The organism is Gloeomargarita sp. (assembly GCF_053491055.1).
The window spans coordinates 1-20,917 of sequence record NZ_JBRCEP010000018.1 but is presented as its reverse complement, the minus strand read 5'-3'; the positions used below and the strand labels follow the sequence as shown (position 1 = coordinate 20,917).

Annotated in this window: 21 protein-coding genes and 2 pseudogenes; 8 read left to right on the top strand and 15 right to left on the bottom strand. The window is 56.4% G+C overall.

The genetic code is table 11. From position 1 onward, the window contains the following. Positions 1-126: 126 nt before the first annotated feature. Positions 127-1,110 carry a cysteine synthase A gene (locus ACWISF_RS01735; RefSeq protein ID WP_448379870.1) on the bottom strand — a complete coding sequence of 328 codons (984 nt, stop codon included), beginning with the start codon at positions 1,108-1,110 and terminating at the stop codon, positions 127-129. A 322-nt stretch (positions 1,111-1,432) separates the two neighbouring features. Between ACWISF_RS01735 and ACWISF_RS01730 the strand changes: the two genes are divergently transcribed. Continuing rightward, positions 1,433-1,714 carry a DUF7219 family protein gene (locus tag ACWISF_RS01730; RefSeq protein ID WP_448379869.1) on the top strand — a complete coding sequence of 94 codons (282 nt, stop codon included), beginning with the start codon at positions 1,433-1,435 and terminating at the stop codon, positions 1,712-1,714. A gap of 9 nt (positions 1,715-1,723) precedes the next feature. Next, a complete protein-coding gene (locus ACWISF_RS01725; protein WP_448379868.1) occupies positions 1,724-2,299 on the top strand; it encodes a prolyl hydroxylase family protein in 576 nt (191 codons plus the stop codon). Between the two features lie 126 nt (positions 2,300-2,425). Here the strand turns inward: ACWISF_RS01725 and ACWISF_RS01720 are convergent, their stop codons facing one another. The 9 genes from ACWISF_RS01720 to ACWISF_RS01680 form a co-directional block, all read right to left on the bottom strand. Continuing rightward, positions 2,426-2,884 (bottom strand): hypothetical protein, encoded by a 459-nt coding sequence (locus ACWISF_RS01720; protein ID WP_448379867.1) that lies wholly within the window; start codon positions 2,882-2,884, stop codon positions 2,426-2,428. A gap of 95 nt (positions 2,885-2,979) precedes the next feature. Next, the gene (locus tag ACWISF_RS01715) at positions 2,980-3,687 is read right to left on the bottom strand and encodes an RNA methyltransferase (RefSeq protein ID WP_448379866.1); all 708 of its coding nucleotides are present in this window, start codon (positions 3,685-3,687) and stop codon (positions 2,980-2,982) included. Positions 3,688-4,041: 354 nt separating this feature from the next. Then, complete coding sequence (locus ACWISF_RS01710) at positions 4,042-4,503, bottom strand: DUF29 domain-containing protein (protein ID WP_448379865.1); 462 nt, start codon at positions 4,501-4,503, stop codon at positions 4,042-4,044. Between the two features lie 5 nt (positions 4,504-4,508). Continuing rightward, positions 4,509-4,970 (bottom strand): DUF29 domain-containing protein, encoded by a 462-nt coding sequence (locus tag ACWISF_RS01705; protein WP_448379864.1) that lies wholly within the window; start codon positions 4,968-4,970, stop codon positions 4,509-4,511. Positions 4,971-5,043: 73 nt separating this feature from the next. Continuing rightward, a complete protein-coding gene (locus tag ACWISF_RS01700; protein WP_448379863.1) occupies positions 5,044-6,120 on the bottom strand; it encodes an Mrp/NBP35 family ATP-binding protein in 1,077 nt (358 codons plus the stop codon). A 43-nt stretch (positions 6,121-6,163) separates the two neighbouring features. Next, complete coding sequence (locus ACWISF_RS01695; protein WP_448379862.1) at positions 6,164-6,775, bottom strand: HEAT repeat domain-containing protein; 612 nt, start codon at positions 6,773-6,775, stop codon at positions 6,164-6,166. Positions 6,776-6,777: 2 nt separating this feature from the next. After that, positions 6,778-7,749: a glutathione synthase gene (gene gshB, locus ACWISF_RS01690; RefSeq protein ID WP_448379861.1), complete on the bottom strand. Its 972-nt coding sequence runs from the start codon at positions 7,747-7,749 to the stop codon at positions 6,778-6,780. Next, on the bottom strand, positions 7,746-8,000 hold the full coding sequence (grxC, locus tag ACWISF_RS01685) for a glutaredoxin 3 (RefSeq protein WP_448379860.1): 255 nt from the start codon (positions 7,998-8,000) through the stop codon (positions 7,746-7,748). Before grxC ends, gshB begins: the two co-directional genes overlap by 4 nt. Further along, on the bottom strand, positions 7,997-8,881 hold the full coding sequence (locus ACWISF_RS01680; protein ID WP_448379859.1) for a ferritin-like domain-containing protein: 885 nt from the start codon (positions 8,879-8,881) through the stop codon (positions 7,997-7,999). Before ACWISF_RS01680 ends, grxC begins: the two co-directional genes overlap by 4 nt. A gap of 166 nt (positions 8,882-9,047) precedes the next feature. On the opposite strand from ACWISF_RS01680, the gene ftsH4 reads away from it, so the two are divergent. Further along, positions 9,048-10,928 (top strand): ATP-dependent zinc metalloprotease FtsH4, encoded by a 1,881-nt coding sequence (ftsH4, locus tag ACWISF_RS01675; protein ID WP_448379858.1) that lies wholly within the window; start codon positions 9,048-9,050, stop codon positions 10,926-10,928. A gap of 12 nt (positions 10,929-10,940) precedes the next feature. On the opposite strand, the gene ACWISF_RS01670 is transcribed toward ftsH4, so the two are convergent. The 3 genes from ACWISF_RS01670 to ACWISF_RS01660 form a co-directional block, all read right to left on the bottom strand. Next, positions 10,941-11,543: a pentapeptide repeat-containing protein gene (locus tag ACWISF_RS01670; protein WP_448379857.1), complete on the bottom strand. Its 603-nt coding sequence runs from the start codon at positions 11,541-11,543 to the stop codon at positions 10,941-10,943. Between the two features lie 272 nt (positions 11,544-11,815). After that, on the bottom strand, positions 11,816-13,240 hold the full coding sequence (gene pyk, locus ACWISF_RS01665; protein ID WP_448379885.1) for a pyruvate kinase: 1,425 nt from the start codon (positions 13,238-13,240) through the stop codon (positions 11,816-11,818). An 858-nt stretch (positions 13,241-14,098) separates the two neighbouring features. Further along, positions 14,099-14,338, bottom strand: a complete 240-nt coding sequence (locus tag ACWISF_RS01660; protein WP_448379856.1) for a NifU family protein — start codon at positions 14,336-14,338, stop codon at positions 14,099-14,101. A 126-nt stretch (positions 14,339-14,464) separates the two neighbouring features. Here ACWISF_RS01660 and glyA point away from each other — a divergent pair, with 126 nt between their 5' ends. The 3 genes from glyA to ACWISF_RS01645 are packed head-to-tail and all read left to right on the top strand — an operon-like array spanning position 14,465 to position 17,755. Continuing rightward, positions 14,465-15,721, top strand: coding sequence for a serine hydroxymethyltransferase (gene glyA / locus ACWISF_RS01655; RefSeq protein ID WP_448379884.1), 1,257 nt, complete (start codon positions 14,465-14,467; stop codon positions 15,719-15,721). Positions 15,722-15,725: 4 nt separating this feature from the next. Then, positions 15,726-16,784 (top strand): glycosyltransferase family 4 protein, encoded by a 1,059-nt coding sequence (locus ACWISF_RS01650; RefSeq protein WP_448379855.1) that lies wholly within the window; start codon positions 15,726-15,728, stop codon positions 16,782-16,784. Continuing rightward, a complete protein-coding gene (locus ACWISF_RS01645) occupies positions 16,754-17,755 on the top strand; it encodes a Gfo/Idh/MocA family protein (protein WP_448379854.1) in 1,002 nt (333 codons plus the stop codon). Before ACWISF_RS01650 ends, ACWISF_RS01645 begins: the two co-directional genes overlap by 31 nt. A 55-nt stretch (positions 17,756-17,810) precedes the next feature. On the opposite strand, the pseudogene secG reads toward ACWISF_RS01645, so the two are convergent. Both secG and ACWISF_RS01635 read right to left on the bottom strand, forming a co-directional pair. Next, positions 17,811-18,038 (bottom strand): annotated as a pseudogene (gene secG, locus ACWISF_RS01640) (preprotein translocase subunit SecG); the annotation flags it as partial. Positions 18,039-18,417: 379 nt separating this feature from the next. Further along, a complete protein-coding gene (locus ACWISF_RS01635) occupies positions 18,418-19,296 on the bottom strand; it encodes an alpha/beta fold hydrolase (RefSeq protein ID WP_448379853.1) in 879 nt (292 codons plus the stop codon). Between the two features lie 138 nt (positions 19,297-19,434). Between ACWISF_RS01635 and ACWISF_RS01630 the strand changes: the two genes are divergently transcribed. Together ACWISF_RS01630 and ACWISF_RS01625 are read left to right on the top strand one after the other, a co-directional pair. After that, complete coding sequence (locus tag ACWISF_RS01630) at positions 19,435-20,115, top strand: FHA domain-containing protein (protein WP_448379852.1); 681 nt, start codon at positions 19,435-19,437, stop codon at positions 20,113-20,115. 169 nt (positions 20,116-20,284) lie between these two features. Further along, a pseudogene (locus ACWISF_RS01625) lies at positions 20,285-20,917 on the top strand (hypothetical protein); the annotation flags it as partial.

Sequence of the window (20,917 nt, the reverse complement as noted above, 5' to 3'; positions counted from 1 at the left end):
CCCCTCCTTGTAATGCCGTCAGATTGGGTGCGAACGCCGGTGTGAATCCGAGGGAGTGCTCAGGATGCGGAACGCCCTAGCACCGCCCGCCCTACCTTTTATGCAAAACTACCGATGACCACCTGTTCAATGCCACTCCCCTGGCCAAAGCCCTTTTTCTTGTAACCAAGCTTTATTGAATAAGCGAGATTGGTAGCGGGCACCCCCATCACACAACACCGTAACAATGGTATGCCCTGGCCCCATCTGTTGCGCCAATTGTACGGCAGCAGCCACATTAATTCCCGTCGAACTACCTAGAAATAGGCCCTCTTTCCTAAGCAGGTAGTACACCATTTTCACGCATTCTAGGTCGGTAATTTGTATGGCATCATCCATCGGCACATTTTCTAGATTGGCCGTAATTCTGGAGTTACCGATTCCTTCCGTTATAGAACTCCCTGATGTTTTCAATTCTCCCGTTTTGACGTAGCTAAAATAGGCACTTCCCAGGGGGTCAGCGACCACGCAGCGAATGTTAGGATTCCGTTCTTTCAAATACAAAGTAACCCCAGCAAATGTGCCGCCCGTACCAATGGCCGCCACCCAAGCGTGAATGTTCCCATCGGTTTGTCGCCAAATTTCTGGCCCGGTTGTCGTGTAATGGGCTTGGCGGTTCGCCAGGTTATCAAACTGATTGGCCCAAATGGCATTGTCCATTTCTTGCGCCAGCCGCGCCGAAACTTTTACATAGTTATTCGGGTCCCGATAGGGAACGGCAGGAACCAGTTTGACTTCTGCGCCCAGTAACCGCAACAAATCAATCTTCTCCCGGGATTGGGTTTCGGGGATCACAATCAAACAGCGATACCCGCGGGCGTTGCAAATATGCGCCAGACCAATGCCCGTATTGCCCGCCGTACCTTCCACCACCGTCCCCCCAGGGCGCAATAACCCCCGTTCCTCCGCATCCCGAATGATGGACCAGGCCGCCCGATCCTTCACCGAGCCACCGGGGTTGAGAAATTCAGCCTTGCCCAAAATGTCACAGCCTGTCGCCTCGCTCAAGGAATTGAGACGAATTAAAGGGGTGTTGCCAATCGTTTCAATAAATCCGTTGCGGATGTCCATGCGCCATATCTCTTAGCTTCGGATGATTACAATTTTACACATAGAAAGTTACACTTAAAAATTGCGGATTTGGGGACGCCGTAGCCAGGTTTCTCGATAGAAATACCCAGCTTATTGCCTACTTGGGCCAAGGGTGTAAGGGCCTGTTCTCAGTTCCTAGGGGTATATTCAGAACCGTTGTTCGTCTGACGGCAGCGGGCATGCTACGGCATGGCAGTCGGCGTAGGGAATGTACCCGTCATCGGCGCACCCACGGTTGCTCAGGGCACCGAGTACCAGTAAAAAATAATGATATAAGATATAATAAAAGGTACTACTTCACATGCCCAAGCCCGTGCCTTCCCCAGAACAAGTCCCTAGTGAACCCGATAAAGAGGCGTTCATCTACGCCCGTTCAACTTATCGCGGGGAATTTACCCCCCAGAAGCTTGTTTTTAATGCCAATTTACAGGAATTTGCTCAGAGAATTGGGATTATTTGTGGGTTAGAGACGGGGGGAAAAATCACCACTGAAGAAGCCTACCAGGAGATTAAAAAGTTGTGGAAGGCGCTCAAAGCCAGTTGGAAGAATTTAGGTTTTCCGGAAGACCAGGACAATTACTAGGTGCGAGCGATGGAGTTTATCCCGCTGGGCCAGGATATTTTTTGGGTTCCAGGGGTATTAAGTCCACAAATCTGCCAGCATGTTATTCAGCAAGAACTCAGGGCAGCCGGTATTTTGTTGGATACAGTGGATACGCAAATTCGCGCCAGTGATATTCTCAATCTCGGTGGCATACAACCGTTACTGCGCTCGACCAACCAACTGTTAATGTCCTGTTTATTGCCGGTCCAAAAATGGCTCCACCGCACCTATGGAATCGGCTTTTATGATATGGAAGCAATCTCGATTCTGCGTTATCGGCCAGGGCAATTTTATCAACGCCATGTGGACAATGTTTTATTGCACAGCCGCCGCATGGAACTGGCCCAAGGCATTCCAACCCGGGATGTGGGGATTGTGGGCTATTTGAATGACGATTTTACCGGCGGAGAAACCTATTTTGACCGCCAGCAGGTGATGGTGAAACCGCAAACGGGGGCCGTGGTGGTTTTTCCCGCCTATTACACTCACCCGCATCAGGCGCTACCGGTGCAGTCAGGGGTCAAATACGCAATGACAACATGGCTCTTTCATAGCCATCCATAGCCAACATTGCCATCCTAAATGAATGATTTCCCAAGGGCTACCAAGAAAAAACCAAGAAAAATCAGAGTTCAGCGCCCTGTTCATCTCCCAGAGGATTATTCTCTTTTTCCGGTGATGGTACGCCCTTTACTGCTGTAGGAATTTGGTCAAAATGGTCACCTGCGCCAAGAGCACAATTAGACAATCTACCAGGCGCAATTGTCCATCAGGAAATTCGATCACAAGGGGTTCAAACACCAGGGAACGGGGGCGTTGCAAAGCTGCTAAGGCCGCATCCACAATCCGCGTCGCCGCCGGTAGCTGTAATTTTTCTGCCTTGAGAACTTCTACCAAAATTTGAATGGGGCGTTTCGGATAAATTTCTGAACTATAAACCTGTTGCATGTGGGATTCAAACCGTTGGCGGCCAATCGCACCAATCACCGTATCCCCCTCCATAATCATCATGCCGGGCACATCGGGGTGGTTTTTCATGTACTCCATCACCTCGCGGGTCAAAGTGGTGGCGGGTACTTTGTAATCAAACGATGGTAAGGCATCGAGGGTGGCGGCGGGGGTTAAATGGCTAAAATCGGGGTAAGACATAAGAGACCTCAACAAAGAATGGGCCAAGCTGCCGGTTTGCAGGGAGCCAATTCTTACCATAGCCAGTTCCCTGTCCCCTGGTGGTTAAGCTAGCGTTAAGGTTGCCGTCGCATGGCCCAGCGGATTTGCCGAATCATGCCGCGCAACAACGCCAGTTCCGCCGGCGTGGGAGCCGCCCGGTGCAAGAGGTGGCGGATTTTGGCCATGCGCCGTGCGCGGGTGTGGGGGTACAGGTAACCGACGCGCAGTAACAAATCTTCTAAATCGTGCAGATAGTCCTCAATCTGTTCCAGGGGCGCGGTGGGAGTGGCTGTGGCGGCGGGGGGTGCCGCCTGCTGGTATTGATAAATTTCGTAGAGGCAAATGCCCACCGCCTGCGCCAAATTGAGGGAAGGGTAATCCGGGCTGGTATGCAGGGTCACCCGCCGCTGGGTCAACTGCAATTCTGCCCAGGTGAGTCCCCGCTCCTCCGGGCCAAACACCAACGCCACTGGCTCGGTGTCCGCCAACAACCAGGGCAAAACCTGTCTCAGGGGTTCACCAGGGGGTGTGCGTCCCAGTGTGCCTACTGCCCGATGACACCCTGCGAGTGCGGTGGTGAGGTCGGGGGCCACCCGCGCTTGGGCAAGAATTTCGGCCGCATGAACCGCCATCTGCCGTGCTTTTTCGCCCAGCCAATCACAACGGGGTTGCACCAAGATCAGTTCCCGACTGCCAAAATTTTTCATCACCCGCGCCACTGCACCCACATTTAATTCCCCCGCCGGTTCTACGAGAATAATCCGCACTGATGCACTACCCATGATTTGTCCATGTGGCAATAATCACCAAGCAAATTTATTTCCGTTGAATTCTATGCAGTTTCATAATGGCAGATTTGGTGATTGTGACGCCCAAAAATCCCCATGGCATAAATGGTCAAAGTCCATAGCATCCATCCCATGACATGAGTAACCATTGCATAAATTATGGGGGTTTCTCAGCAGTTTGTGAGCATCAGCTTCATAGATTTTTACCGGGTTTATAGTCATTTCACCAGAAAATTCAACACTTTGAGGCACCGATAATTACTGTATCCCCTTCTGGGACAGGATTTGTAGGTAAAGCCAAATGTCGCAAACTTGTTTGAAATTACTACAGTTGCAATGGGTTCATAATTATCGCTCCCAAAAAGACTCATTTAATAACCGGTCAGGGTCGGCAGGAAAGGGATTTTGTTTGGGCAAATCATATTTTTGATAGTCGGGATTTTCGCGGAGTAAGATTAGAGCCTCTTGATAACATTGGTCTTGTACTTGCTGGAAGTAGTTTTTCAGGCTGGGCATATCCGCCAGTAATTTTTTGAGAGCTTTTTGATTACGCCGGATGGTATCTGTCCAACCACGATAGTCCTGGGTTAAATCCGTAAAGCATCGTTTCAAAGCATGTTCAAACAGGGTAGTTAAACGGTTTTCTAATTCCCGTTTATCCCTTTTACCCAACCCTTCAAGCTCCTCAATTAAATGGGCTAAATCTAGATGTTGAAATTGCTGGTTTTTTAACAGTTGTATTGTCTTTTCTAACCACAAATTAAAGTCGGTTTCGTAGAGTTTTGCCAGGCTTAATTGTGATGTATTCATAGTAACTACTCCCAAAAAGGCTCTCGTAATAACCGGTCAAGGTCGGCAGGAAAGGGGCAGACTTGGGGAAAATCTGCATCATATTCTATCGTCACAATTGCTAAGGCATCTCGATAGCATTCATCCCATATCACAAGGCAATAATGACGCAAACTAGGAGAATTGTTTAGCAATCTCTTCATTTCAATCTGGGTGCGTTTGAGGGTGCTAACCCAGCCGCGGTAATCGTAGGGGCTTGCTACGTATTTTCTTTTGAGGGCATGTTCAAATAGGGTTGTTAAACGGCTTTGCAATTCCCGTTTATCCCTTTTACCCAACCCCTCAAGCTCCTCAATTAAATGGGCTAAATCTAGGTATTGAAATTGCTGGGTTTTTAACAGTTGTATTGTTTGTTCGAGCCACAAATTGAAGTCGGTTTCGTAAAGGGCGCTCAATTCTTGGGCATATGCCGATGGGGTCATGCTCATTTTTTTTGTGGCGATTTGGTTGTGATTACTCTAGCAATTTTCCCCCCATTGGCGAAGCAAACCCACCCATCCTTTAGGCCGAGGTCATCGCCAGCACCGACACCCGCGCCGCAATCCGTCCGGCTACCTCCCGAAAGGCAACCGCAGCCGCCAATTCCGGGTGTGCCACCACCACAGGTGCACCGGTATCGCCCCCCTCCCGCACAGGGAGTTCCAGGGGAATTTGCCCCAACAAGGGAACCCCCAAAGCCTGAGCCAACTGGGTGCCGCCGTCGCTGCCGAAAATGGGGTAACGTTTTTCCGGCGCATCCGGGGGAATGAAATAACTCATGTTCTCGACGACACCCAAAATGGGCACCCCCAACTGGCGAAACATTTCTAAACCCCGCCGGGCATCGGCCAGAGACACGGTTTGTGGGGTGGTGACAATGACGGCTCCTGCCATCGGCACCGCTTGCGCTAGGGTGAGCTGGGCATCCCCCGTCCCCGGTGGCAAATCCACCAGCAGATAGTCCAGTTCGCCCCACTGCACTTGGTAGAGGAATTGGCGAATCACCCCGTTGAGCATCGGGCCGCGCCAAATGATGGGTTGGGCGGGTGTGACCAGAAACGCCATCGAGACCAGTTTGACGCCATAGTTTTCTGCTGGCGTGAGGACCTCGCCCTGGGGACTGTCGGCCACCACCAACCGTTGCCGGTCCACCCCCAACATCAGCGGGTCGTTGGGGCCATAAATATCCGCATCGAGTAACCCCACCCGCGCCCCGGTTTGCGCCAAGGCCACCGCCACGTTCACCGCCACCGTGCTTTTGCCCACGCCTCCCTTGCCGCTGGCAATCGCCACAATGTTGCGCACGCCTGGGACGCTTTGCCGCTGGGGCAGGGCCTTTTGCTGCGGGGTTTCTGCCGTAGTCACAATTTCCACCTGCTCGATGCCCGGTAGGCTCAAAACCGCCCGCCGACAGTCCTCTTCGATGAACTGCCGCAGGGGACAAGCCGGGGTGGTCAGGACCAGGTTAAAGGAAACCCGCCCAGGGGCAACCTGGATGTGGCGAATCATGTTCAATTCCACCAGGCTCTTTTGCAGTTCCGGGTCCTGCACCGGGCGCAATACCTCTAAAACCTGCTGGGGCGTGACCAACTGACTCATAAATGGCTGGGGTTTTCGCTCAGACTCCATTGGGCATGGTAACCTACTTTGCCTGTTGGTGCAGGCTCCACTGGGCGCGGGCTTGCACCACCGGGTCCTCATCCTGGCTCAAACGGTGCAATAGATGCATCAACCGGGGGCGCAAGGGATCGGGAACCCCCCGCTGCTGCCACAGTTCCACCGCCACCACGACGGCATAGCGCATCCCCCAATCCCCATCCCGACTGACCTCCTCCAGGGTCGTCAGCACGGCCACCTGGGCTGGGTAGGGTTCTGGCACGTCCTGCCAACACAGGTTCCCCAACCCCCGCAAGGCCGCCCGGCGCACGCTAGGGGCAAAATCGAACCGCGCCGCCTCCTGCAACACCGCCAACGCCCGCGGGTCGCCGATTTGCGCCAACGCCCGCACCGCATAGGCCCGCGCCCCGTAGTTGTACCCGTCCAACCGTTGCAGCAGTTCCGGTACCGCCTGCCGTCCCGCCCGCACCAACCCCTGGAGGGCTACCTGCGCCGCCGCCGGATTGTTGTAGCCCAAAACCTCGATAAGTAGCGGAATCACCTCCGGTTGGTCGCTGTGTTGGGCACACTCGTGCACCACCGCCACCAACGCCGCCGGTGAGGCCGCCTGCTGTAACCGTTGTCGCCACGCCCCCATCGCTACGCTTTACCAATAGCCACTTGCGTTTCCACCCAGGCGATGACCTTGTGGCCCAGTTGGGTGCCCTGCAAACGGTCAATCTCCCGGATGCCTGTGGGACTAGTGACATTAATTTCGGTTAGGTAACCGCCAATGATGTCAATACCCACCAGATACAACCCCGCCGCTTGCAAAACCGGCTGTAACCGCCGGGCAATTTCCCGGTCCCGGTCGGTGATGTCCGCAGGTACCGCCTGGGCGCCCACCGCCATATTCCCCCGAAATTCATACCCTTGAGGCACGCGGTTGACCGCCCCAATTGGTTCCCCAGCCAGCAACATCACCCGTTTATCTCCCGCCACCACCTGCGGTAGGTACATCTGCACCATGACCGGTAGATGCCCTTGGGTACTGAGTTCGATCAGGGAATTCAAATTGCGATCCGCCGGGTCCAGATACAAAATCCCTTCCCCCGCCTTGCCGCCTAAGGGTTTGAGCACCCCAGGGCCGTAGCGGCTCAGGAACGCCCGAATTTCCTGGGCATCCCGTGTCACCAGGGTCGGGGGCAGGAGGTCTAGAAAGCGCAAAGCAAACATTTTCTCGTTGGCCTGCCGCAGCGCCGCCGGTTGATTCACCACCAACGTCGCGGTGGGCACATAGTCCAATAGGTACGTTGCCCATAAATAGGCCGTGTTTACCGGCGGGTCCTGGCGCATAAACACCGCCTGCATCGTTCCCAAAGGCCGCCGCACCGGCTCCCCCAACCGATACCAGGGCTGGGGAATCTCATACTGCCCCCGCTGCAAACGCACCGGTTGCAATTGCACAGGCGTTAACCAGGCCCAGGTTTGCCCCTCCTGCACACTGAGCTGGTCAATCCGGGTCACCCACACCGCATGCCCCCGCTCCTGCGCCGCCTCCATCAGGGCCACCGTCGAATCATGCCCTGGGTCAAGCCGCTCAATCGGGTCAATAATAAAAGCCAAATTCATGCCTGCAGCAGGCGGTCCAGCGCACCGGCCTGCTCCAGACGGTACAGGTCATCACAACCGCCGATGTGCTGGCCGTTGATAAAAATCTGCGGCACCGAACGCCTGCCCCCCGCCCGCGCCGCCATCTGCTCCCGCGCCGCCTCATCCCCGTCAATCGCGTATTCCGTAAAGGCAATGCCCTTGCGCTTGAGCAGCGCCTTGGCCCGAATGCAAAAGGGACAGGTGCGCCAGGTGTAAATCTCGACCGTCATGACCGCTGTACTGCCTTAGGCGAGGGAGGTGTCGGGCTTAAAAACAGAGGAATAAACCGCTCAATAAATTTCTGCGGGTCCCGCTGCCACGCCCGCTGCATGATGTCGATGCGCGAACGCTGCAAATCCGGCGCCAACAACGCCCCCGGCAACCGCTCAATCAGATAACCCGGACGCTCCCACACCGGCAAGGTCCCGGCAATCGTCACCAGCCGTTCCACCCGCCGCAGTTCCGCCCCCAGGGTAATGTCCATCCCCGACTCAAACGCCGCCTGTTCAATCGCACTGTAGCGCCGTTTGGCCTGCTGCACCAGCTGGGCATGGCGGGGACTTTGCCGCGCCAATTTCGCCAACCAGCGGTTGCCCCAGCGCACATGGGCCGCCTCCTCCGGGAAAATCCGCTCCAACGTGGTGCGAATGGCGACATTCTCGTCCGTCTGCGGCGCTTGCTTGAGGGCGTGAATGTGGGCGGCAAAATACTCGCACCCCCGCTTTTCCGTGACGTTGATCGCCGCCAGCGAGTCAATGAGAAATTCATCCGTCCCCGGCCTATGCCGCTCCGTATCCAACAGCGCCTCAAATTGCTCGATGTAACTGGTGCCAGGGGGTTTGCCTACCGGCGCGCCCAGATCGCACAGCAAATCCGTCAACCACATGGCATGACGGGCTTCATCGCTGATGTGCCGCGATAGGTCGCGCACCAACTCCGACGGCTGACCGTCAAGTTGTTCAACCAACTCGGTTAAATCCTTACAACTGCGCTGCTCGCTGAAACGGTAGCGGTTGAGGGTAATCAGATGAACTTCCCGATTTTGCACCACCTGCGCCAAGATGGCCCGGGCATCCCATTCTCCGAACTTACGGGGGTAGGCGACGGTCATAGGTCACGCCTCGGATAACCAATGGTTGCGTTTTGTAAACTAGGTTTATCTTACTTTTTTTCGACCCAGACGGCAATGGGTAGGGTTTTCCCCCCCAACTGACGGCGGGCAAGCGTTCTATAGTAGTAAAGTACATGCGTTATGATCCCAAAGTTTTTCTAAAGGTATGGCGATTAAAAAATCTCCCCAACTGCCTGGCCCCCGTACCATCGGCAATATCCTGTTTTTCCTCGGACTGGGCTTTTTGCTGTTGAATTTGTTTTTGCCGGGGTTGTTGGGGCCGCAGATTCCCCAGGTGCCCTACAGTTTGTTTATCCACCAGGTGGATGAGGGGCAGGTGGCGCGGGCGTCTGTGGGACAAAATCAGATTCGCTACCAGTTGCGCCCGGAATTTGGGGGGCAGGTGTTGGCGACGACCCCCATTTTCGATTTGGGGTTGCCCCAGCGGTTGGAAGACCACGGGGTGGAGTTTGCGGCGGTGCCGCCCCCGCGCAACGGCTGGTTTAGCAGTTTGCTGAGCTGGGTGTTGCCACCGTTGATTTTTGTGGCGATTTGGCAGTTTTTCCTAGGAAGGGGGGCAGGTGGCCCGCAAGGCGCTTTATCCATTAGCAAAAGCCGCGCCAAGGTGTATGTAGAAGGCGAAACCGGCAAGGTGACCTTTGCAGACGTGGCGGGCTGCGACGAGGCCAAGGCGGAGTTGGTGGAGATTGTGGATTTTCTCAAGTCCCCGGAGCGCTACATCAAAATTGGTGCCAAGATTCCCAAGGGGGTGTTGTTGGTAGGGCCGCCGGGGACCGGGAAAACCCTGCTGGCCAAAGCGGTGGCGGGGGAAGCTAAGGTGCCCTTTTTCAGCATCTCCGGCTCCGAGTTTGTGGAGTTGTTTGTGGGGGTCGGTTCGGCGCGGGTGCGCGACCTATTTGAACAGGCGAAAAAGCAGGCCCCCTGCATCATCTTCATCGACGAGTTGGATGCAATTGGCAAATCCCGCACCAGCGTCGGTTTCTACGGCGGCAACGATGAGCGGGAGCAAACCCTCAACCAGTTGTTGACCGAAATGGATGGGTTTGAGGCTTCGGGGGCGACGGTGATTGTGTTGGCGGCGACCAACCGCCCGGAAACCTTAGACCCAGCGCTGTTGCGGCCTGGGCGGTTTGACCGGCAGGTGTTGGTGGACCGTCCCGATTTGGCCGGGCGGGAGGCCATTTTGAAAATCCATGCGGCCAAGGTGAAGTTGGCGCCGGAGGTGGATTTGCACAAAATTGCGGCGCGGACGCCGGGGTTTGCGGGTGCGGATTTGGCGAACTTGGTCAACGAGGCGGCCCTGTTGGCGGCGCGCAATCAGCGTAGCGAAGTGACGATGGCGGATTTTGCCGAAGCCATCGAGCGGGTGGTGGCTGGTCTGGAGAAGAAAAGCCGGGTGCTCAACGAGCAGGAAAAACGGATTGTCGCCTACCACGAGGTCGGCCATGCGCTGGTGGGTGCCCTGATGCCGGGGTCGGGGAAGGTGGAAAAAATCTCCATCGTTCCCCGTGGGCTGGCGGCGCTGGGCTATACCCTGCAACTGCCGACGGAGGACCGGTTTTTGCAGACGGAGGAGGAATTGCGCGGGCAAATTACCACCCTGTTGGGGGGACGTTCGGCGGAGGAAATCGTGTTTGGGTCGGTGACCACCGGGGCCAGCAACGACCTCCAGCGGGCAACGGATTTGGCCGAACGGATGGTGACCACCTTTGGCATGAGCAAGGTACTGGGGCCATTGGCCTACCAAAAAGGGCAACCCAATATGTTCCTGGGGACGCCGATGGAGATGCGGCGGGCGGTCAGCGAAGAAACGGCGCAGGCAATTGACCGGGAGGTAAAAGAGATCGTCGAGCAGGCCCATCAGCGGGCATTGGCGATTCTGCGGCACAACCGGGAGTTGCTCGAAACGATGGCGCAGGCAATTTTGGAGACCGAGGTCATCGAGGGGGAAAAACTCCAGCACTGGCTCAGCCAGGTGCAAATGCCGCCGAGTTTCGCGCCGACGCCTACACCCGTACCCGCTTAAGAAGCCTGCCTGTCAGGGGTGGATGCTCCCGTCGGGCATGACTGTCCCTGTGAGGTTGGCGCCAGCGATATTTGCCCCCCGCATACTGGCTCCGGCCAGGTTCGCCCCGGCCAGATTGGCCCCCGCCAGGTTGGCGCCCCGCAAAATCGCCACCACCAAAAACGCCCCTGTCAGGTCTGCCCCTGCCAGATTGGCACCGTACAAATTGGCTTCGGTGAGATTGCTATGCGCCAGGGTACAGCCCTGCATCTGGGCGTTTAGGCCATCTATGCCGCGCAGATAAGCCCCGCGCAAATCTGCTTCTTTAAGCTGCGCTGCACCCAGATTGGCAAAGATTAAATCGGCTTCCCGCAACACCGCTTGATTGAGCCGCGCCCGGGTCAAATTGCAGCGACAGAGAATAGCACCTGCCAAATTCGCCCCCGTCAAATCCGCGTCAAACAAATCCGCCCGGTAGAGATTGGCCCGCTCCAGCACCACCCCCGCCAAATTCAGCCCATGCAAATCCACCCGGTTCAAATCCACGCGCGGGAAATGCCGTTCGCCCGCCTGGTAACGTTGCTGCAACTGTTCCGCTGTCAATTGGCGTGATGCCATTTCTATCGGCTTGTCCATCCTCAAACCCCAGAGCCATCCTCATCGAATGTAGCTTAGTATTGCAACCATCTCCTGCCGCCGGCCACTCTGTGATTATAGTGTCATTACATGAATCGGCAGCCGACCAGGCGCAATTAAGCCATACCCGCTGCCCAGAAGTGTCGCATCTTCAGATAACCATACAAGCATGGTCATTGAGGAGCCAAATTCCCATTTGTAACAAAAAATTTCCCATTAAGCATGCTGCCCGAGGCGCATTGGTGCACTTTTGTTGCAGAGTTCAGCTTTGCTTAATCTTGACCGATGGTGTGAATTTTCAAAAAATTCGTCGTTTTGGCCTGCCCAAAGGGAATGCCGCTAATTACCAAAACCTTATCCCCCGGCGTCACATATTGCCGTTGCAACAAATCGCGCTCCATCTCCTTGAGCACATCCATCACATTGTCGGTAAACCAGCGGGTGAGCACCGGGCGCACCCCCCAGTACAAATTGAGGCGCTGGTAAATGTGCGGATGGGGGGTATAGGCCACAATCGGTGTATGGGGACGTTCTGCCGCCACCAACCGCGCCGTGTACCCTGAATTGGTAAACACAACAATACATTGTAATTTAATCGTATCGTCAATGGCGTGCAGGGCCTCCGCCACTGCATCCACATCCTCGCTGTGGTTGGCCGGGTAGTTGGTAAACTTCACTGCCGGTTCCACTTCGGTCGCGATGCGCGCCAGCATTTCTACCGCTGCCACCGGGTATTGCCCCACTGCCGATTCCCCGGAGAGCATCACCGCATCCGTGCCGTCAATAATCGCATTGGCGACATCACTGGCTTCCGCCCGGGTGGGACGGGGGTTGTGGATCATGCTTTCGAGCATCTGGGTAGCGGTAATGACCGGAATTCCCCGTTGGTTGCACAGGTGAATGATCTGTTTTTGGATGAGGGGCACCTTTTCAGGACTCATTTCCACCCCCAAATCCCCCCGGGCCACCATCACCCCATCACATTCGGCCAGGATGGCTGCCAAATTTTGCACCGCCTGGGGTTTTTCAATCTTGGCGATCACCGGCAGGTCTGCCCCCTGTTCCCGGAGCAACTGTTTGAGGGCCTGCACATCTTCCGGGCGGCGCACAAAACTGAGGGAAACCCAATCTACCCCTTGCGCCACCCCAAAGGCCAAATCCCGTTTATCCTTTTCCGTCATGGCCGGGAGCCGCAGGTCCAAGGTGGGAAAATTCACCCCTTTGCGGCTTTTGAGCAGTCCCCCTTTGACCACCGTGCAGACTACCCGGTTGTCCTGCACCCGCGCTACCTGCAACTCCAGCAACCCATCGTCCAACAGCACCGGCGTACCGGGGGTTGCTTCTTCTGCGATGTAAGGGTAATCAATGCCCACCGTGTCCGGCTGACCGTCCGCTTGCTCCAGGGGAACCAGTGTCACCTCCCGCCCTTCGACCAAGGGCAAACCCGCCGCCGGAAGTTCACCCACCCGGATTTTGGGGCCTTGCAAATCCTGCAACAGCATCAGGGGCAAATCCAACTCCGCTGCCGCCGCCCGCAAATTGGCAATACATTGGGCGTGGTCCTCGTACTTGCCGTGAGAAAAATTCAACCGCGCCACATTCATCCCCGCCCGCAACATTTGCCGCATCACTGCTGGGGAACTGCTGGCCGGGCCAATGGTCGCCACAATTTTGGTGTGATGGATAAGCGGCTTCATCGTGGGTAGGGGTTCATCCACCGCTAAATTAGCACAGGGTTGGGGTTGGGTTGGGGACAGTATAGGGTTAAATTTTCGTTAATCAATGGTTAATTGTGCATGCCCTGGTCACAAGGGCGAGGGTCACGGCAATTGAATGTCAAAATTCGGGGGATTTGGTAGAATAGCGAAAATAGAAGTGTTGCATCTTAAGATAGATTTTGAGGATTTGTGTCAAAATCGGCAGCTAATGAGACAAGCACGGTCATTTCGGAGCTGAATTCTCATTTATAACCAAAAATTTTCTCATTAAGCAGGCTGCCTGACGCGAATTTATGAACTTTTGTTGCAGAGTTCCACACTACTGTGGTTAAAAGTCTAGACAGAGCGATTCTCAAGGATTACCGAAAAGCTATTCCTGAAAACAGCAGCGCCCTCCAAGTGTTTGTTAGCCAAAAAACAGCCCCAGGTATGTCTCACCGCGGGAATGCCGTCCCTGCGTATTTCCAGAGAGAACGCGTGGGTGCAATTCCCGGAACACTTTATCTTGTGAACATTTGGGCAATGGGTTCTACCAAGCTTCGTGTTGACACTCCCACCGCCTGCCCCACACCCCCTGTACGGGAGGCAGAAGATTCTTACGCAGGCCTTAAACGGATTCGGCAAGGCGCTGTCGAGTTACTTTGCCGAGCAACCCCCCCACCCTCTGCACTGGTCGGGTTTTCCACCGTAGTAGGTCCTCGCCTGGGAACGTTAAGCATGATCGGCACCAGGGGAGAGCAACTCGCTTTCGGGCTTTTCCGCCCTGCCCTTTCCTGCGGAGCTACCAAGCTATCCCCTGATGAAATGACCATGCCCCTACCCAGGGGAACCCCACGTCTAAAAAACCTGTTCCACCTCGGCGATTTCGGGGATAAATTCGCGCAACCGCCGTTCGATCCCCATCCGCAGGGTCATGGTCGAGCTGGGACAAGCGCCGCAGGCTCCCTGCAACCGCAGCCGCACCACAGGGCCGTCAATTTCCACTAACTCCACATTACCCCCATCGGCCATGAGGTAGGGCCGCATTTCGTCAAGCACTTTCTCGACGTTTTCCTTCGTCAAGGGCAGGGTTTCCACTATGGTGTCCTCCGCAAACCGACTAGGGAATCAGGTTATCATGGGACAGGAAAGGGGTGCCTGTCCCCAGTTCTCAGTGTAACGTGAAATTTCCGGTTGGGGGGTAAGGTGACAGAGCAGTTGGCAATGGCGCAGTTGGCCGCAACGGATGCGGTGGTGGCGGATTTACTGGCTCGGGAGTTGCAGCGGCAGCGGGAGCATTTGGAACTGATTGCCAGTGAGAATTTTGCGTCACCGGCGGTGATGGCGGCTCAGGGTTCGGTGTTGACCAATAAGTACGCTGAAGGGTTGCCGGGGAAACGCTACTACGGGGGCTGTGAGGTGGTTGATGCCCTGGAGCAGTTGGCGATTGACCGGGCCAAGCAATTGTTTCAGGCGCAACATGCCAACGTGCAACCCCATTCCGGGGCGCAGGCCAATCAGGCGGTGTTTCTGGCCCTGCTCCAGCCGGGGGATACGATTCTCAGCATGGATTTGAGTCACGGGGGGCATCTGACGCATGGGTCGCCGGTGAATCTGTCGGGGATGTGGTTCCGGGTGGTGCATTACGGGGTGCATCCGGAGACGCACCGGTTGGATTACGACCAGATTGGCGAGTTGGCGTTGCGGCACCGGCCCAAGTTAATCATCTGTGGCTATTCGGCCTACCCGCGGCAGATCGATTTTGCCCGCTTCCGAGCGATTGCGGATGAGGTGGGGGCCTATCTACTGGCGGACATAGCCCATATTGCCGGGTTGGTGTGTGCGGGCGTCCATCCCAGTCCGTTGCCCCATTGCCATGTGGTGACCACGACGACGCATAAAACCCTGCGGGGTCCCCGGGGCGGGTTGATTTTGACCAATGACCCGGAGTTGGGCAAGAGGTTAGATAAGGCGGTGTTTCCGGGGGTGCAGGGGGGGCCGCTGGAACATGTGATTGCTGCCAAGGCGGTGGCGTTTGGGGAGGCGCTGCGCCCGGATTTCCGCACCTATATCCAGCAGGTGGTGCGCAATGCCCAGGTGCTCGCGGCAGGGTTGCAGGCGCGGGGCTTGCCGATTATCAGCGGGGGCACGGACAACCATTTGGTGTTGGTGGATGTGCGTCCGACGGGGTTGACGGGGAAGGCGGCGGATGCCCTGTTGGGAGAAATCAATGTCACGGTGAACAAAAATACGATTCCTTTTGACCCCCAACCCCCGTTTGTCACCAGCGGGATTCGCCTGGGAACACCGGCCATGACCACCCGCGGCTTCCGGGAGGCGGAATTTGCGGAAGTAGCAGAAATCATTGCCGACCGGCTGTATCACCCGGAGGACGCGGCGGGGCGGGAACGGGTGGCGCGGTTGTGTCGGGCCTTTCCTCTGTATAGCCATCTACCGCAACGGGAACCCCTGCCGGTTTGAAAGGATGCCGTTTCACCTCCTGGCTTTTTTGCTGGCTGCTGGTGTGGTGCTGTGGACGACCCCCCTGGTGCGCCATTGGGGCTTGCAAGGCGGGCAGGTGGATATGCCCAACGAACGGAAAATTCACCAGCAGCCGATGGTGCGCATTGGCGGGGTATCCATTTTTACGGGCTATTTGGTGGCCCTGTTAGTGGTGTGGTGGGCGGGGGGCTTTGTGGATGCGGCAGGTAACCCCCTCAAAGCGACGGCAGATGCCCAGATTTGGGCGACGACGGTGGGGGGGCTGGTCTTTTTTCTAATTGGGCTGGCAGATGACCTGTTTTCCCTCTCGCCGGGGGTGCGTCTGGTGATGCAAATGGTGGTGGCGGGGTTGGTCTGGGCGGCGGGGGTGCGCATTGATTTTATCACCATACCGGGGCTAGGGCTGGTGTCGTTGGGGGTGTTTAGCTTGCCGTTGACCCTGATTTGGCTGGTGGGCATGACCAATGCCATCAATATGGTGGATGGGGTGGACGGTCTGGCAGCGGGGGTCTCGGGAATTGCCGCGGTGGTGTTGTTGATTGTCAGCCAGTTTATGGGGCAACCGGCGGCGGCGTTGGTGGCGGCGGCCTTGGCAGGGGCTTGTTTGGGGTTTTTGCGCTACAACTTCAACCCGGCCCAGATTTTTATGGGGGATGGGGGCGCCTATTTTATGGGGTTTACCCTGGCGGCGATTGGCACAATTGGCATGGTGAAACGGGTGACGACGGCGGCGGTGATTTTGCCCTACATCATTTTGGCGGTACCGCTGCTGGATATGACCCTGGTGGTGTTTGACCGGCTGCGGCGCGGGAAATCCCCTTTTGCCCCGGATAAACGCCATCTCCACCATCGGTTGCTGCAAGCGGGCTTGTCCCAGCGGGGGACGGTGGCGCTGATGTACACCCTGACGTTGTGGGCCGGGAGTGTGGCGCTGGTGCTGGCGGGGTTTCCCGGCGCGCCGGTGTATGCGGCGATTGCCACGTTGCTGTTGGGGTTTGTCGGCTGGGGGGTGTGGCAACGGATTGCCCGGCGGAGTTCGTGACGATGGTGGGCTTTGGGTTGATTGGCACAGGGTATGCGGCCACGCGGCGGGCAGAATTTTTGGCGCAGGACCACCGGGGGCGATTGGTAGCCGTAGCGGGACACACCTGGGAAAAGGTACAGCAGTTGAGCAGTACGTATGCAGCAGTGGCCTGTGGGCATTGGCGGGACGTGCTTGGCCATCCCGAAGTGGAGATTGTGATCATTGCCACGGTCAATGCCCTGCATGGGGAGATTGCCCGTCAGGCGCTGGTTCAGGGCAAAGGGGTGCTGGTGGAATATCCCCTTGCTTTGGATTACGCTGAGGCGCAGGAAATATGTCATCTGGCCCGCCAACGGGGGTTATTTCTGCACGTCGAACACATCGAATTGCTCAGTCCCATGCATCAGGTGTTACGGGATGTCGTACCCAAATTAGGTCCCCTACAAACGGGGCGGTCGGTGCATTTGGTGGCCCAACAGCCAGCACCCCGCAAATGGACGTATCACTACGGGTTATTTGGTTTTCCCTTTATTGCCAGCTTGGCGCGGATCAACCGCTTGCTGGATTTGCTTGGCCCGGTCGCACGGGTGTTTTGTACCCATCGCATGCATGGCCTGGACGAGGGTTATTACCGCAGTTGTTACGCCAGCGCCCAGTTACATTTCACGCAGGGGGCATACGTGGAACTGGTCTACGGCAAAGGGGAATACATCTGGGAACATCAACAGCATTTCAGTTTGTATGGCACGCAAGGGGGGGTCCTTTTCAACGGTGACCAGGGCGTCTGGGTTACCCCCCAACAACAACACCCCCTGAATTTACCCAGCCGTCAGGGTTTGTTCTATCAAGATATGAACAATGTCCTCAATCACCTAACCCAAGGCACACCGCTTTACACCCGGCCAGAACAGAGTCTCGCGGCTTTGCGGGTAGCTACGGCGTTACAGGCGTCGGCTCAGTCGGGGCAGCCGGTAGTTCTGGGGGAATAGGCGCCGTCTGGGGCGAAGGAGCAGGGGCGGGTGCGGGGGTGTTCACCGTACTGCCGGGGAGCCAACCCGCCGAGAGGATGACCGTCGTACTCATAAACACCACCGCCAGACTCCAGGTCACCCGGTTGAGGGTGGTTTCCGCGCTGCGGGTACTGCTAAATAGCTGCGCCTGACCGCCAATGGCCGCAATGCCCTCTCCCTTGGGACTATGGAGCAAAATTAAAATCACCAGCGCCACCGCACTAAACAACCAAATCGCTTCTACCAGGGTGACAATACTCATAAACGCAGGCACAATCCAAAGGAATCCCTTTTTATCTTAACCGAACCGTACCCCCTGAGCCGTGCGGATCACGTCTGGGTTGCTATGAACCATGCGGCCTCTTGCCGGCGCGATACACACCTACGAACGGTTGTCAGGCGTTTCATTTACTGCTTGATCGGATACACAGAACAATACAACGACACCCAACGTTTGGAGGCGCATTAAATATCTTGGGTCAATGAGTTACGCGTAACGTGACAACAACAGTGAGAATATTGCGCCTACTTTCCTATTGCCCAAGATGGGAAGATTCATCAATCTAGCGTCTGTGGAATTTTGCATAAAGTGAAACAGATACTCATGCGTTCAGGTTACTTCACTGCCATCAAGGATAACCTTACGTCTTATTTTCTGCTGCCATGACCGTCGTTTGCACCCAGCGGCGCAACAGGGGATTGACCAAATCCGGGCGTTCATCGTGGGGACAATGCCCCGCATCCAGCCATGCCACCTGCGCCGCAGGCACTAGGGCATTACACTTTTGGGCCCGCGCCACCGTCATCCAAGGGTCCGCCGTCCCCCACACCAGCAAGAGCGGTGCCTGCAAGGCCCGCATCAACTGATCCAAACGGCGACCAGGAGGTGACTTGAACACCGCCCGAAACACCCCCAACGCCCCCGTATCCCAAGCCGGACGGTAAATACTTTGGATCAACTCTTCATCAATGTGCGTATGGTCCTTGTACACCTGTTGGAGGATGTGCCGAATCACCTGGGGATTGCGCATGTAAAAAAACAAGGCCGTACTGGCCAGTTCCACCAACCCTGGAATTTGGAACAACCACTTTTGAATGGGGTTGGGACGAACGCTATCTTCCCCCACCGGCCCGGCACAGTTTAACAGCGCCACCCCCCGCGTCCACTGGGGACAATCCACCCCAAAACACAAGGCCGCATAGCCCCCCAAGGAATTCCCCACCAACACCACCGGCTCGCCAATCACCTGGGTCACAAAATCCCGCAGTTGTTCCCGCCACAATTCCCCTGTGTACGACACCGGCGGTTTCTCCGACCGGCCAAACCCCAGCAAATCCACCGCCCACACCCGATGATCCTGAGCCAAATCCGGCAGGTTGTGCCGCCAATGCACAGTTGACGCCCCGAACCCATGAAGCAAGAGCATCGCTGGCCCCTGCCGTCCCGCCTGTACCCAATGGGTACGCCACCCCTGCCACGTGCGGTACTGGCTTTGGCAATCCACCTGCATCCCCGTCATGGGTTCTGCCTTTACGTTTCGTTACATTCCTCATTGTAAAGCTCGAGAAGCAGTGGTGCCAGCCATGCCTGGGAAATGACTGGGATGTCCCTAAGGCGGGTAAAATAGGACTAGGTAGAAATTCTAAACTGACCTGCCATGCCAGCCCCCTTGACAGCAGACGATACCAGCAAACGTTTGCACATTTTGGTCGTTGAAGACCCCCAAGGGCAACAGGTTTTGGCATTGGAAGCGGCCACCTATTCCATTGGGCGGGATGCCACCAGTGCCATTGTCCTCCATGCGGACTCGGTTTCCCGGCAACACGCCCTGCTCCTGCGGGTGCCCATCCCCGGCTCCCACGAGTACCAGTACCAAATTCAGGACGGCAATGCGGCGGGCAAACCCAGCACCAACGGGATCAAAGTCAACGGCATCCACGTATCCCACCATACCCTGACCGACGGAGACGTGGTGGAATTTGGCCCCGATGCCCACGCCATCTATTACCACGGCACGGCGCTGGACCCACAGATCAGCAAGTATCTCCACGCCGCCGAATTTCGCAGTATCAAGGCACCGGTGGTGGAAGAATCCCAGACCGAAGTGGCCGGGTTGATGGTCGAACCAGACCTGAACCCAGTCCCCGAAGCAGTCACCCAGGATTTGGCTCCCGCACCAGCCACCCCAACCCCTCCCCCTGCCCGCATACCTTGGCTGTGGCTCTTGGCAGGCATTGCCGTGGGATTACTGGTCATGGGCGGTATTTGGTGGTTCCAGCAACGATCCCAGCCCCAACCCTCGACCCGTAACCCAGATCGCCAACCCCTTGTGATCTAGCTTACACAACAAAACACCCTTATCCCTTCTAATAGAGAGTAGGGAAACCTACAGCGAGACGGGAATTTGTGGTTTCCGTAATCCCACGCAAATGTACAGATAGTGTACTGTAAATTATCCGTATTATTATGGAGGCGGAGGGTTGGTTCCCGATGCAGGAGGTCAGGTTATGGCGGCGATGGTGGACATCCTGAACCATCCTGATGAGGAAGTCATTTACAGGTGCATCTACCAGTGGGTGCAGCGGGAAGCGCCTACCGCGGTGCTGGAGCGGTTTCGGGAATTGTTCACGGAGTTGAAGTGCAGCCAGCCGGCGGTGGTGGCAGCCTGCGAGCGGTTGCTGAGGCGCCCAGAGGCCAGCCAGCGGTTCCGGTATATCCTCAACCGGAGTTGTTATATTCTCATCAACCACTGGCAAAACCAGCCGCAACATCGCTGGGCGATCCGCCAGTTGGTGGAGATTTTGGCGACGCCTACCCCGTTGCGGGGGGGAGACCGGGGGAACGCAGTGGGTACCTTGCGCCGGTTGTTTCAGGCGTTCCAGGGGACGGATTTATACCTGCGGTTGTACCAAACCGTGGCCCTGTTGGAGGCGACCGATGAACCCGCCGAGGACCAACCGTTGGCCGGTTTGTTGCGCCGGTATCCCTATCTCTACGAAGCCCAGTTGGCGGGCGCGGAAGACCGGCAGCAGTTCCGGGAGCAATTGGAAATTGTGCAGCGGCTCCAGACCCAGGCGCAAGCCCAATTTGAACAGCAGTTGGGGCGCTATGTCACCTACGAATACCGGCGGGCGTTGGGG